This window comes from Luteococcus sanguinis (assembly GCF_039527675.1).
GTDB lineage: Bacteria > Actinomycetota > Actinomycetes > Propionibacteriales > Propionibacteriaceae > Luteococcus > Luteococcus sanguinis.
The window spans coordinates 41,904-54,841 of record NZ_BAAAKI010000012.1; the positions used below are offsets into that span (position 1 = coordinate 41,904).

A 12,938-nucleotide genomic window follows, 5' to 3' on the forward strand; every position below is an offset into this window, starting at 1 on the left:
GGCCCTGGAGAGGGGGGCTCCAATGCCATGGTGCCCCACCCGGGGTCACTGGACCAGTGGTTGGCCACGTTTCCCGCTGAGAGGTGAGCTTCGGTTGTCCGCGACAATGGGTGGGTGCAGCCCCCCGTCATCGTCCTGAACGGACCCACCGCATCCGGCAAGTCGTCCCTGGCGGTGGAGCTCGCGCTCGCGGTTCAGGCCTCCGGGCGCGGGGCGGAGGTGGTGAACACAGACTCCATGCTGGTCTACCGGGGGATGGACATCGGCACCGCCAAGCCCACGATCGCGGAACGCCGCGGCGTCGTGCACCACCTCGTCGACATCGCCGAGGTCACCGAGACCGCGTCGGTTGCCGACTTCCAGCGGCTCGCCCGCGAGGCCATCGCGGAGTGCAGGGCCCGCGGTGTGGTGCCGGTGGTGGTGGGCGGCTCGGCCCTCTACGTGCACGCCGTCATCGACGAGTTCTCCTTCCCAGCCACCGATCCCCAGGTGCGGGCGCGCTGGGAGCAGCGCTTGGACGAGGTGGGCCCGGAGGCCCTGCACGGCGAGTTGGTCGCCCGCTCGCCGCAGGCTGCCGCGCAGATCCTGCCCGGCAACGGACGCCGGATCGTGCGGGCCTTGGAGGTGCTGGAACTGACCGGTGAGTTCACGCCGAAGCTGCCCGAATGGACGGCGGCGATCGAGGGCGTGCACCAGTTCGGTCTTGAGTTGCCCCGCGAGCTGATGGACCGGCGCATCGACGAGCGGGTCGAGCAGATGTGGGCCGACGGGCTGGTGGAAGAGGTTCGTTCCCTGGCCGCGCGCGGCCTGCGCGAGGGTGTCACCGCCTGGCGTGCGATCGGCTACCGCCAGGTGCTGCAGTATCTGGACGGACAGATCGACGAGGCCCAGGCGCGTGCGGCGGTCAAGGCCGCCACCCGACGATTCGCACGCAAGCAGCTGTCCTGGTTCCGTCGCGACCCGCGCGTGACCTGGCTGTCGGCCGTGGACCCCGGGCTGGTCGCGAAGATCCTCGACTCGTGCGGGCTGGATTGACTCGGGCCGGATTCACGCGAGTTGCGCTCGGCTGGTCTGGGTACGGTGGGGGCATGAGGACGTGGACTTTCGCCAAGGGGCACGGCACCAAGAACGACTTCGTGATCGTGGCCGACCGGAACAACCTGGTGCCGGTCAGCGAGGACGACGTCCGCTTCCTGTGCGATCGCCGCGGTGGCGTCGGCGGTGATGGACTGCTGCGCGTGACGCTGGCCAGTTCCATCCCCGAGTGGAACGGCGAACCCGGCCTGTGGTTCATGGACTACCGCAATGCCGACGGTTCGATCGCCGAGATGTGCGGCAACGGCCTGCGGGTCTTCGTCCGCTACCTCCTGGAGGAGGACCTCGCCGCGGGGGAGCGCATCGAGGTGGCCACCCGCGCCGGGCTGCGCTCTGCCTGGCCACAGGCCGATGGCTCGATCCGTACCTCCATGGGTGCTGTCACCCTCGTCGACGACGAGGTCACGATCGTCCATGCGGGGCACTCCTGGCCAGCCACCAAGGTCGACGTGGGCAACCCGCACGCGGTCGCCTTCCTGGACGAGCAGGACGGGGAGCCGTTGGCGCTGGGTGCGCTGGAACTCTTCCACGCTCCCGCCTGGTCGCCGTCCGAGGTGTTTCCGCAGGGGGTCAACGTCGAGTTCGTCGAGGTGGTTACCGACGACCACGTCCGAATGCGCGTCTTCGAACGTGGGTCCGGCGAAACCCTGTCGTGCGGCACCGGGACCGTGGCGGTGGCCGCGGCTCATCTGGCCCGGCAGGGACGAAGCGAGGGGCAGGTGCGTGTGGACGTCCCCGGGGGCACCCTGCACATCGAGATCACCGATGGTGATGCATTCATCACGGGTCCCGCCGTAGTGGTCGCGCACGGTCAGGTGCAACTGCCCGAGCCCGACACCCGCTGAGGGGCGCCTCTTTGTCCATCAAGTTGTGGGAGCCCGGACGCGCCGCTGGCGGTGCCCTCGGCATAATCCCTTGGTCCCGGGCCCACGTGGGTGGCAGTCTTGGACGACGATGACGCAACGATTTGACACTTCCGACGAGTTCGACGATGACCTTGACGCCCTTGACGACGGCGAGGAGCTGGTCGACGAGGAACTTGACTGGGACGCCGATCCCGAGGCCACCGGCTACGACGGCCTCCAGCTCGAACTGGCCGAGCGACTTTCACTCAAGCGCGTGGCGGGCATGTCCACCCAGGTGGAGGACATCTCCGAGGTCGAGTACCGCGACTTGCAACTGGAGCGAGTGGTGTTGATCTCGGTGTGGACGACCGGTTCGGAGTCCGACGCCGAGAACGCGCTCACCGAGCTCAAGGCGCTCGCCGAGACTGCTGGCGCGCAGGTGCTTGAGGGCTTGATCCAGCGGCGCAAGTCTCCTGATCCGGCGACCTACATCGGCCGTGGCAAGGTCGAGGAGCTGCGTGAGGTCGTCGTCGCCACCGGCGCCGACACCGTCATCTGCGACGGCGAGCTGCAGCCCGCCCAGCTGCGCAACCTCGAGGACCAGGTCAAGGTCAAGGTCATCGACCGCACCGGGCTCATCCTTGACATCTTCGCCCAGCACGCCAAGAGCGTCGAAGGCAAGACCCAGGTGGAACTTGCCCAACTTCAGTACCTCAAGCAGCGCCTGCGCGGCTGGGGTGGCAACCTCTCCCGACAGGCCGGCGGCCGGGCGGCAGGTGGCGCCGGAATCGGTGGCCGTGGCCCCGGTGAGACGAAGATCGAGACCGATCGCCGTCGGATCAATACCCGCATCGCCATCCTGCGCCGCCGTATGCGCGACCTGGATGGCACTCGCGAGACCAAGCGCGCAGACCGCAAGCGCAACCGCATCCCCTCGATCGCCATCGTCGGCTACACCAATGCCGGCAAGTCGTCGCTGCTGAACCGGCTGACCAGAGCCGGGGTGCTGGTCGAGGACGCGCTCTTCGCGACCCTTGACCCGACCACACGACGCCACACCACCGGTGACGGACGCGTCTACACCCTCACCGACACCGTTGGATTCGTCCGGCACCTGCCGCACGACCTGGTGGAGGCCTTCCAGTCGACGCTGGAGGAGACCTCGGACGCCGATCTGCTGTTGCACGTGGTCGATGGCTCCGATCCCGACCCCTTCGGACAGGTCAACGCCGTGCGCAGCGTACTCAACGACATCGGGGCCAGCCACGTCTCCGAGCAGATGGTGATCAACAAGATCGACGCCGCCGACCCGGACGTGCTCCAGTCGTTGCGCACGGCCTTCCCGGACGCCGTCTTCTGCTCGGCCCGCACGGGCGTGGGCATCGACGAGCTGCGTGCGGTGGCGGAGTCCCGGCTGCCGAGCCCCGAGGTGCCGGTCCGGGTGCTCTTGCCCTATGGGCGCGGTGACCTGGTCGACAAGATCCACAAGGCGGGCCAGCTGCTGACCGTCGAGCACACGGGTGAGGGTTCGCTGGTGGATGCACGCGTCCACCCGGACCTCGCTGGAGAGCTCGCCCCCTACGTGGTCGACTGACCGGGGACGATGCGCTCGCGTAAGCTGTCGTGGTGCCTGAAGCCGACCAGTCCGAACCTGCAGCTCCGGAGGCACTCAGGGCAGCCGGCGTGCTGGCGGCGGCGGTCGAGAAGATCGGCGGCCAGCGGCGCCCCGGCCAGGAGAAGATGGCTGGCGCCATCGAGGATGCCTTCGAGACCCATGAGCACCTGCTCGTGCAGGCGGGCACCGGTACTGGCAAGTCGCTCGGGTACCTGACGCCCTCCTTGGTGCATCTGGCCAACAACCGCGAGAGCCGGATCGTCGTCGCCACCGCCACGCTGGCATTGCAGGCCCAGCTCGCCAACGTCGACATCCCGAATGCCCTCGACTCCGTGGAGCGGGTGCTGGGACGGCGACCGTCACATGCCATCCTCAAGGGGCGTACCAACTACGCCTGCCTGCTGAAGACCCGCGACGGCGTCGTCGACGAACAAGACACCCTGCTCGGCGGCAGTGACCTGGTCACGGCGGTCTCCGAGGGCGCGGACGACACCACGAAGCTCGGTGCCGAGGTGGTGATGCTCCGCGACTGGGCGGAGGACCAGTTCAAGGCCAAGGGGCTGGCCGACCGGGACGATGCGCCGCCGCACACCCCGCGCGCCTGGGGGCTGGTCTCCATGCCGGTTCGGGAGTGCCTCGGCGCGCAGCGATGCCCCCACGGTCAGGACTGCTTCGTGGAGCTCTCCAGGGAGAAGGCTCGCCACTCGGACCTGGTGGTGACCAACCACGCTCTGCTCGCCATCGACGCCATGCACGGGGGCACAGCCCTCCCCGAGCACGACATCGTCGTGATCGACGAGGCCCACGAACTGGTCTCCCGGGTGACGGGGGCTGCCAGCGCCGAACTCTCACCGCAGTTGGTCGAGCGGGTCGCTCGCCGAGCGCTGGGCTGGCTGGATGACGACCTGGGCCTGGAGTTCCTCGAGTGCGGGGACGCGTTGAAGGCGGCCCTCGACGACACCGAACCGGGCCGGGTCACCGAACCCGACGCGGCCGCGGTCAGCGCCTTCGAGATCGTCCGCGATGTCTCGCGTCGCGTGGTCTCGGCTCTTGCGGACAAGCAGGGCAAGAAGGACGTCGACCCGGAGCGTTCCACGGCGTCGGCCGCAGTCAAGGAGGTCTTCGACATCGCCGAGCGGATGGCAGACCTGTCTCCCGTGGACGTGGTGTGGGTGAGCGAGCGCGAACGCTTCGGACGGCAGGCCAATGTCGCGCCGTTGAGCGTCGCGGGGCTGATGCGCGAGCGAGTGCTGGGCCAGGCGACGACCGTCCTGACGTCGGCAACCTTGAAGATCGGAGGCGGGTTCGAGCAGGTGGCCGGGCAGATTGGGCTGCGTCGCGCCGACCGGCTGGTTGAGGGCGCCCATGATGCGCAGAACCCGCTGGCATGGCGGGGGATCGACGTCGGCACCCCCTTTGACTACGGCAAGCAGGGCATCCTCTACTGCGCCACCAGCCTGCCCAACCCGCGCCGGGAGGGCATCACCGACGAGGCGCTGGCCGAGATCGCGGAACTCGTCTGGGCGGCAGACGGGCGCACCTTGGGTTTGTTCGCTTCGCAGCGAGCCGCCGAGGTGGCCGCCGCACACGTCCGCAAGCAACTGCCCAAGATGACCATCCTGTGTCAGGGAGATGCCCAGCTGTCCGAGCTGACCCGACGCTTCGTCGCCGAGCCGCAAACCTGTCTGTTCGGCACCGTCTCGTTGTGGCAGGGCATCGACGTGCCCGGGGACACCTGCGAGTTGGTGATCATCGACAAGATCCCCTTCCCGCGCCCGGATGACCCGTTGATGCAGGCCCGCCAGCAGGCTGTGGCCGAGGCGGGGGGAAACGGCTTCATGTCCGTCGCGGCGACGCACGCCGGGCTGTTGCTCGCCCAGGGGGCCGGGCGACTGATCCGCCGCACCAGTGACAAGGGAGTGGTGGCGGTGCTCGACCCGCGGCTGGTCACCGCTCGGTACGGCAGCTTCCTGAGGGCGTCGATGCCCGACTTCTGGATGACTCGCGACCGCGAGGTGGCGGTGCAGGCGCTGCGTCGTCTGCGGGCCGGACGCGAGGACTAAGGTCGAGCGTCCAGAAGGCTGAGGTAGGCGTCCCGGCAGTCGTCCGGGAACTCCACCAGCTTGGTGCGTGCGGTCTGCCCGCGGACTATCGTGACCTGTCGGGGACGCACGCCCAGCGCATCCGCCAGGGCCGTGACGACGGCGGTGTTCGCCCGTCCGTCGACGGCAGGGGCCTGCACGGCGACCACGAGTTGGTCGTCGCCATGCCGGCCACCCACTCGGGTTCTCGATGCGCCGGGCCTGACCCGGACCTGGGCCCGCACGAAGGTCAGATCCGCCGCATCACCGCGACCACCTTGCCGAGGATGGTGGCGTCGTTGCCGTCGATGGGGGAGTAGAGCTCGTTGTGCGGCATCAGCCAGACCTGCCCGGCATTGCGCTGGAAGGTCTTGACCGTCGCCTCGTCGTCGAGCAGGGCGGCGACTATGTCACCGTTGTCGGCACTGGGCTGCTGGCGGACGACCACCCAGTCCCGGTCGCAGATGGCCGCATCGACCATCGAGTCGCCGCGCACCTCCAGCATGAACAAGGTGCCCTCGCCGACCAGCTGCTTCGGCAACGGGAAGACGTCCTCCACCATCTCCTCGGCCAGGATCGGGCCGCCGGCGGCGATCCGGCCGACCACCGGCACGTTCACGGCCTGTGGGAAGTGGTCGTTGATGCCGGTGACGTCGGCGGATGCGGCCGGGTCTTCCTGGCGCAGGCTCTTGGGAAGGTGCAGCTCCATCGCCCTGGGGCGTTTCGGGTCGCGGTGCAGGAAGCCCTTCTGCTCCAGCATCTTCAGCTGGTGGGCGACGGACGACGAGCTGGCCAGCCCGGTGCCCTCGCAGATCTCGCGGATGCTCGGCGGGTAGCCCTGGGCCTGGATCGCGTCGCGGATGACCTCAAGCACCCGGCGCTGCCGGATGGTGAGGCCATCGCGGTCCATCGGACCCTCGGGCAGCTGGCGCACGGTGCTGGCGCCCTGGGCCTCGAACTCCTCGCGCACCTGCTTGAAGGAGGGTCGACCCACCTTCCGCTTGACCGGCTGCGCGGTGGTCCCCGGTGTCTGCTCGTCGCTGTTCGCCATGGTCCGAGACTATCGCTTTCGAATGTTGATTCAAACGTCTGTTCGATGCTTTGCGTGGCGTGTCGCGAGTTCCTGTCAGCGGGCTCGTGTTGGCTCGACGAATGTGGCCCAGGGGGCTCGATCGAAAGGCTGCGAAAACTCATTCGAAGACCTGTTTGAATCGGGCGACATCTGCGCTACAGTCGCATCATCGAACACCTGTTCGAGACGGATGGTCTCGTGCGGTTGTCTCACCAGAAGGAGTTGTCCATGAGCGTCTCGACCCTCACCGCAGCAGTCCGCTCCGCCCCCGGCGTCCGTAGGCGGTCGCGTCCGCAGCAATTGCGAGGTCCGATCGCCCGTCCGCAGCGTCTCGACGCCCCCGGTGGTCGCCCTGCGCAGCCGATGGCTCCCGCCCTTGACCGGCCGGTGTCGCTTCGGGCGCGCTCCTCGGTGCGCGTGGCAGGTCCCCAGCCGGCGCTCCAACTCACTGATCGCGGGCTCGCCCTGGTCCTCGGCACGTTCGTGGCACTGGCCGTGGCGGCAGTGGTCGTGGTGATGGTGCAGTTCTTCCAGGTCAGCAACGCGCCGCTGACCCAGGACGCTGTGAGCGGGGTGGCAGTCGCTGCCCTTGATGGAGCGCTGATCTCGAACCGCTGATCATGAACTGCGAACGGCCCCCGACCATCACCTTGGCCGGGGGCCGTTGAGCACCCGGAGGGTGTCATGCCACTGCGCAGCTGGGTCGCAGCGTCAGTGTTGGTTGGGGTCGATCCGCGAGGCTTCGAGGTCGATCACGCGAGTCTTGGCGATCTTGTCAGCGAAGGTCTGGCGGTTGGTGTCCCACAGCGGCCAGAGCCAACCCAGGAAGCAGATCGAGTCCAACAGGTGGGCCACATAGCGGGGCAGCGAGGGGATGCCTGCCTGTAGCGGCTGGCCCTGCTCATTGACCAGCTGGGTCTTGGCCCAGCGGCGGCCGGGGGTCTGGCCATTCTTGTTCAGGAAGGCCAGGGCCACGAAGATCGCCAGCTCGATCAACGTGCCCACCGTGTTGTTACGGATGCCGACGTGCGTCGTGCCATCGGCCAGCGTCCTGCCATAGTCGAAGTTCAGCAGCAGGTTCAACACGATGCTGGCCGGCACATAGTCAAGCAGGTAGCCCTGAACGCGCTTGCCAAAACTCGCCAGGACGGGGGCGCTCATGCCGTAGCCGGGCTGGTTGCCCCACACGGCATTGGGGTCGGACTGACCGTAGCCGAGCCCAGCGCCCTGGTTCTGCTGCCAAGGGTTGTTCACTGCCGCGCCAGCGGCGGCACCGTTGGCTGGGCCAGCTGCTGCCTGCCCGTAGGGATTGGTGGTCTGGCCGTAGGGGGCGTTGGTCTGGCCATGGGGTTCTGCCGGCTGCTGGGTCATGCCCCACTGGTCGCTGGCCGTCGGCTGTTGTTGCGGCGCGCCCCACTGGCCTTCGGTCGACGACTGTTGGGCTCCCCAGGGATCACTGGCAGGCGTGGTCGGCTGGGATCCCCAAGGGTCGCTGGTCGGCGTGGGCTGCTGGCCCTGCTGCGAGCCCCAGGGATCATTGGTCGCCGGTGCCGGATCGGCGGGGGCTCCCCACTGGTCGGTGGAGGTGGGCGGCTGCACCTCCTGCGGGTTGCCCCAGGGGTTGGCGGGTGCCGCCGGCGTGCCCTCCTGTGCGGTGTTGCCCCAAGGGTCGTTCGCCGCAGCGGGCTGCTGGGTGCTCGCCCACGGGTCGTTCGGAGCCAGCGGGTCGTTCGGAGCCAGCGGGTCGACGGCGGTCGGATCGTCGCTCGGGGTGGAGCCCGTGCGCCAGGGGTCGTTCACCTGGGTGGGCTCCTCTGGCAGGTTCGGGCGCCACGGGTTGGTGGGCTTGTTGTCCTCGGTCACGTCTTCTCCTCGTGTACTGGGTGGTGGGCACCCGCTCGTGGGTGCAACGGGGATCCGCTGTCGATGCTAGGACGTGGCGGGGCCAGTTGCTCGGTTGCCCAATGGGCGCGCCGACCAACTGGTGAGCGGTCGGCTCTTTCGATGTCGCGGCAGACGGGCGGGTCCCACCGCTCACTGAACACGCCAGGTGGGGGAGAATGGGCACGTGCCCGTGTCCGCGTCCAATCCCAGTCCGCGCCAGGCGGCCTCGGCCGCGTTGCGCCGTCTCGGGATCTTCCTGGTGGTGGGCGCCGGGCTCTCGGCGGTGGCGCTGCTCAGCGGTCACGGTTTGCCCTGCCCCTTCCGGATGGCCACCGGCGTGCGCTGTCCCTTGTGTGGGGCGACGACGATGGGCACCGCGCTGCTGCGCGGTGACGTGGCAGCGGCATGGCAGGCCAACGGTTTCGTGCTCATCGTGCTGGCCCAGCTCCTGGTTGCGGGGGGCGTGTGGGGGGCCGAGCTGGTTTCGGGGAGGCGTTGGTGGCCGACCGGCTGGCCGGGGCGCCTCGATCGCTGGCTGGTGGTCTGGGCGGTCGCGGGAGTGGGCTTCGACATCGTCCGCGTTGCCGTGTGAGGCACTCGCCCCCGGCGACACGCCGAGGGATCGGCGTGTCGTGTCGGCAGCTTGAAATTGTGGTCGGGCGGGCCTACGGTATCTACATCTAGTGGTTACAAGCATGTGGTTCGTCCACAAGTTGTGGTTGTTGTCCACATGATGTCCACAGCTGCATCCACACCCAGATCCACAGCGCGGCCCGCCCCGGGCGGCTCCGCCGTGCCCCTGAACGACGTGCCCCTGAACGACGTGCCCATGAACGACGTGCCCATGAACGAGAGGAACCGCGCCATGTACTGCCCCTTCTGCCGGCACTGTGACTCCCGCGTCCTCGATTCCCGCGCATCGGAGGACGGCAGCTCCATCCGTCGTCGTCGTCAGTGCCCCGCCTGCGAGCGTCGCTTCACGACCATTGAGCAGATGCAACTGGTGGTCTTGAAGAAGTCCGGCGTGGTCGAACCCTTCAACCGCGACAAGGTGATCCAGGGGGTCCGCAAGGCCTGCAAGGGACGTCCCGTCACCGAGGCCGAACTCGCCCGGCTCGGCCAGCAGGTCGAGGAGGCGTTGCGCGCGTCCGGGATGGCCGAGGTGCCCACCGACGAGGTCGGTCTGGCGATCCTCAAGCCGCTGGGTGAACTCGACCCCGTGGCCTACTTGCGCTTCGCGAGCGTCTACAAGCACTACGACTCGGTGGACGACTTCGAGGCGGAGATCGCCAACCTGCGCGCGGCACAGCCCGCCCACTGACCACGAACCATCGCCGCGTCCCAAGCAGCACGGCCAACACCACGTCCCTGACACCCACCCATTTCCCAGAGAGAAAGATCGAGGCGGAAGCCATCATGAGCGAGAGCACCAAGACCGCGCGACGCGGCACCAAGCAGCCCCAGGGGCTGACGATCGAGCGCGTGTTCACCACCGAGGGCACCCATCCCTATGACGAGGTCACCTGGGAGAAGCGCGACGTCGTCCAGACGAACTGGCGCACCGGCGAGACCGTCTTCTCCCAGCACGGCGTGGAGTTCCCCGACTTCTGGAGCCTCAACGCCTCCACCATCGTCACCACCAAGTACTTCCGCGGCGCCGTCGGCACCGATGCCCGCGAGGCCAGCCTGCGCACCCTGATCGACCGTGTCGTCACGACCTACGCCAAGGCAGGCTTCGACCACGGCTACTTCGCCACCGAGGCGGACGCGGAGATCTTCGAGCACGAACTCACCTGGATGCTGGTGCACCAGTACTTCAGTTTCAACTCGCCCGTCTGGTTCAACGTCGGCACCCCCTCACCGCAGCAGGTCAGCGCCTGCTTCATCCTCTCCGTCGACGACTCGATGGACTCGATCCTGAACTGGTACAAGGAAGAGGGCTTCATCTTCAAGGGCGGTTCCGGCGCCGGCCTGAACCTTTCGCGGATTCGTTCGTCCAAGGAACTGCTCAGCTCCGGCGGCACCGCCTCCGGCCCGGTCTCCTTCATGCGTGGCGCGGACGCCTCGGCGGGCACCATCAAGTCCGGGGGCGCCACCCGCCGCGCGGCCAAGATGGTCGTCCTCGACATCGACCACCCCGACATCGAGGAGTTCATCGAGACCAAGGCGCGCGAGGAGGACAAGATCCGCGCCCTGCGCGATGCCGGCTTCGACATGGACCTTGGCGGCAAGGACATCACCAGCGTCCAGTACCAGAACGCCAACAACTCGGTGCGCGTCTCGGACGAGTTCATGACCGCCGTCGAGGACGGCAAGGAGTTCGGCCTGCGCAGCCGCTCCACCGGTGAGGTCATCGAGACCGTCGACGCCCGCACCTTGTTCAAGAAGGTCTCCCAGGCTGCGTGGGAGTGTGCCGACCCGGGCATCCAGTACGACGACACCATCAATGCCTGGCACACCAACCCCGAGAGCGGCCGGATCAACGCGTCCAACCCTTGCTCGGAGTACATGAGCCTCGACAATTCCTCGTGCAACCTCGCCTCGCTGAACCTGCTGAAGTTCCTGCGCGAGGACGACACCTTCGACACCGAGAGGTTTGTCAAGGCCGTCGAGTTGGTCATCACCGCGATGGACATCTCAATCTGTTTCGCCGACTTCCCGACCGAGCCCATCGGCGAGACCACCCGCAACTTCCGCCAGCTGGGCATCGGCTACGCCAACCTGGGTGCGCTGCTGATGGCGCTGGGCAAGGGCTACGACTCCGAGGGTGGCCGTTCGGTCGCCGCCGCCATCACCTCGCTGATGACCGGCGCGTCATACCGTCGCTCCGCGGAGCTCGCGGCCGTCGTCGGCCCCTATGCCGGCTACGCCCGCAACGCCGAGGCCCACAAGAAGGTCATGCGCAAGCACCGCGCCGCCAATGACGAGGTGCGCACCCTCGCTCAGCTCGACGCCGACGTGCTGCGCGCCGCGACCGCCGAGTGGGAGCAGGTCATCAGCCTCGGTGAGGCCAATGGCTACCGCAACGCGCAGGCCTCCGTCCTGGCGCCCACCGGCACCATCGGCTTCATGATGGACTGCGACACCACCGGTGTTGAGCCCGACTTCTCGTTGGTGAAGTTCAAGAAGCTCGTCGGCGGCAGCTCGATGCAGATCGTCAACCAGACGATCCCGCGTGCGCTGAAGAACCTCGGCTACACCGCCGAGACCTCCGAGGCGATCGTCGCCTTCATCGCCGACCACGGGCACGTCATCGACGCTCCCGGCCTGAAGACCGAGCATTACGAGGTCTTCGACACCGCCATGGGCGAGCGCGCGATCCAGCCGATGGGCCATGTGCGGATGATGGCTGCCGTGCAGCCCTTCTTGTCCGGCGCGATCAGCAAGACGGTCAACCTGCCCGAATCGGCGACCATCGAGGAGATCTCGGACGTCTACATGCAGGGCTGGAAGCTCGGGCTGAAGGCGCTCGCCGTCTACCGCGACAACTGCAAGGTGGGCCAGCCGCTGTCCGACGGCAAGAAGAAGGAGGAGCCGAAGGCGGCCGAGGTCGTCGCAACCCCCGCCCAGGTCGAGTACCGCCCACGTCGCCAGCGTCTTCCCAAGTCGCGCGTCGGACGCACCACCTCCTTCTCCGTGGGTGGTGCTGAGGGCTACATGACCTCCAGCGAGTACACCAATGGCCAGCTCGGTGAGGTCTTCCTCAAGCTCGGCAAGCAGGGCTCGACCTTGGCCGGTGTGATGGACGCCTTCTCGATCGCCATCTCCATTGCGCTGCAGTACGGCGTGCCGCTGGAGACCTACGTTCAGAAGTTCACGAACCAGAAGTTCGAGCCGGCTGGTATGACCGATGACCCGGACATCCGGATCGCGCAGTCGATCATGGACTACATCTTCCGCCGCCTCGCCCTGGACTACCTGTCCTTCGACGAGCGGGCCGAGCTGGGCATCTACACGGCCGCCGAGCGCGCCCGTTATGTCGAGACGGGTTCGTACATCAGCGAGGAGGATGAGGCCCAGATGCCCGAGTCCGAGTCGTTGAAGAACGACGAGTACGACGACGTCCGGGTCGACGGTGGCCTGCGCCAGCCGGCCCTGATCGAGGCCACCCCCGAGGTGCAGGTGATTGCCGGCGGCGTCGAGCAGCCGGGTGCCGCCAAGGTCAGCACCGGTGCCCCGCACACCACCTCCGAGCTGCTGGAGAGCCTCACCGGTCACGCCGTCGACGCGCCGCTGTGCATGACCTGCGGCACCAAGATGCGTCCCTCGGGTTCCTGCTACGTCTGCGAGGGCTGCGGCTCGACCAGCGGGTGCAGCTGACAGGCGAACGGGTTGCCCGTCCTGAA

Annotated in this window: 11 protein-coding genes; 8 read left to right on the top strand and 3 right to left on the bottom strand. The window is 67.8% G+C overall.

Annotated elements, in window-relative coordinates; all coding sequences use genetic code 11:
- Positions 1-114: 114 nt before the first annotated feature.
- From miaA to ABD089_RS08845, 4 genes are all read left to right on the top strand, one after another.
- Positions 115-1,035 (top strand): tRNA (adenosine(37)-N6)-dimethylallyltransferase MiaA, encoded by a 921-nt coding sequence (miaA, locus tag ABD089_RS08830; protein ID WP_343885970.1) that lies wholly within the window; start codon positions 115-117, stop codon positions 1,033-1,035.
- A 53-nt stretch (positions 1,036-1,088) separates the two neighbouring features.
- Positions 1,089-1,940, top strand: a complete 852-nt coding sequence (gene dapF, locus ABD089_RS08835) for a diaminopimelate epimerase (RefSeq protein ID WP_343885972.1) — start codon at positions 1,089-1,091, stop codon at positions 1,938-1,940.
- Between the two features lie 109 nt (positions 1,941-2,049).
- The gene (gene hflX, locus ABD089_RS08840) at positions 2,050-3,534 is read left to right on the top strand and encodes a GTPase HflX (RefSeq protein ID WP_343885973.1); all 1,485 of its coding nucleotides are present in this window, start codon (positions 2,050-2,052) and stop codon (positions 3,532-3,534) included.
- A gap of 146 nt (positions 3,535-3,680) precedes the next feature.
- Entirely contained in the window at positions 3,681-5,618 is a 1,938-nt protein-coding gene (locus ABD089_RS08845; RefSeq protein ID WP_343886063.1) for an ATP-dependent DNA helicase, read from the top strand.
- Here ABD089_RS08845 and ABD089_RS08850 read toward each other — a convergent pair.
- Together ABD089_RS08850 and lexA are read right to left on the bottom strand one after the other, a co-directional pair.
- The gene (locus ABD089_RS08850; RefSeq protein ID WP_343885974.1) at positions 5,615-5,881 is read right to left on the bottom strand and encodes a DUF167 domain-containing protein; all 267 of its coding nucleotides are present in this window, start codon (positions 5,879-5,881) and stop codon (positions 5,615-5,617) included. The genes ABD089_RS08845 and ABD089_RS08850 overlap by 4 nt on opposite strands.
- A 5-nt stretch (positions 5,882-5,886) precedes the next feature.
- Positions 5,887-6,687 carry a transcriptional repressor LexA gene (gene lexA / locus ABD089_RS08855; protein ID WP_343885975.1) on the bottom strand — a complete coding sequence of 267 codons (801 nt, stop codon included), beginning with the start codon at positions 6,685-6,687 and terminating at the stop codon, positions 5,887-5,889.
- 249 nt (positions 6,688-6,936) lie between these two features.
- On the opposite strand from lexA, the gene ABD089_RS08860 reads away from it, so the two are divergent.
- Entirely contained in the window at positions 6,937-7,326 is a 390-nt protein-coding gene (locus ABD089_RS08860; RefSeq protein ID WP_343885976.1) for a hypothetical protein, read from the top strand.
- A gap of 93 nt (positions 7,327-7,419) precedes the next feature.
- Here ABD089_RS08860 and ABD089_RS08865 read toward each other — a convergent pair whose 3' ends face one another.
- Positions 7,420-8,571, bottom strand: coding sequence for an RDD family protein (locus ABD089_RS08865; RefSeq protein ID WP_343885977.1), 1,152 nt, complete (start codon positions 8,569-8,571; stop codon positions 7,420-7,422).
- A 205-nt stretch (positions 8,572-8,776) separates the two neighbouring features.
- Between ABD089_RS08865 and ABD089_RS08870 the strand changes: the two genes are divergently transcribed.
- The 3 genes from ABD089_RS08870 to ABD089_RS08880 all read left to right on the top strand — a co-directional run bounded on the left by ABD089_RS08870 (position 8,777) and on the right by ABD089_RS08880 (position 12,912).
- The gene (locus tag ABD089_RS08870) at positions 8,777-9,184 is read left to right on the top strand and encodes a DUF2752 domain-containing protein (RefSeq protein WP_343885978.1); all 408 of its coding nucleotides are present in this window, start codon (positions 8,777-8,779) and stop codon (positions 9,182-9,184) included.
- Positions 9,185-9,457: 273 nt separating this feature from the next.
- Positions 9,458-9,913, top strand: coding sequence for a transcriptional regulator NrdR (gene nrdR / locus ABD089_RS08875; protein ID WP_343886064.1), 456 nt, complete (start codon positions 9,458-9,460; stop codon positions 9,911-9,913).
- 95 nt (positions 9,914-10,008) lie between these two features.
- The gene (locus ABD089_RS08880; protein WP_343885979.1) at positions 10,009-12,912 is read left to right on the top strand and encodes a vitamin B12-dependent ribonucleotide reductase; all 2,904 of its coding nucleotides are present in this window, start codon (positions 10,009-10,011) and stop codon (positions 12,910-12,912) included.
- The last annotated feature ends 26 nt before the right edge of the window (positions 12,913-12,938 follow it).

Excerpts from the sequence above, each read along its gene's own strand:
- ABD089_RS08880 (WP_343885979.1), top strand. The coding sequence starts at position 10,009 with ATGAGCGAGAGCACCAAGACCGCGCGACGCGGCACCAAGCAGCCCCAG.
- lexA (WP_343885975.1), bottom strand. The coding sequence starts at position 6,687 with ATGGCGAACAGCGACGAGCAGACACCGGGGACCACCGCGCAGCCGGTC.
- nrdR (WP_343886064.1), top strand. The coding sequence starts at position 9,458 with ATGTACTGCCCCTTCTGCCGGCACTGTGACTCCCGCGTCCTCGATTCC.
- dapF (WP_343885972.1), top strand. The coding sequence starts at position 1,089 with ATGAGGACGTGGACTTTCGCCAAGGGGCACGGCACCAAGAACGACTTC.
- hflX (WP_343885973.1), top strand. The coding sequence starts at position 2,050 with ATGACGCAACGATTTGACACTTCCGACGAGTTCGACGATGACCTTGAC.
- ABD089_RS08860 (WP_343885976.1), top strand. The coding sequence starts at position 6,937 with ATGAGCGTCTCGACCCTCACCGCAGCAGTCCGCTCCGCCCCCGGCGTC.
- ABD089_RS08845 (WP_343886063.1), top strand. The coding sequence starts at position 3,681 with ATGGCTGGCGCCATCGAGGATGCCTTCGAGACCCATGAGCACCTGCTC.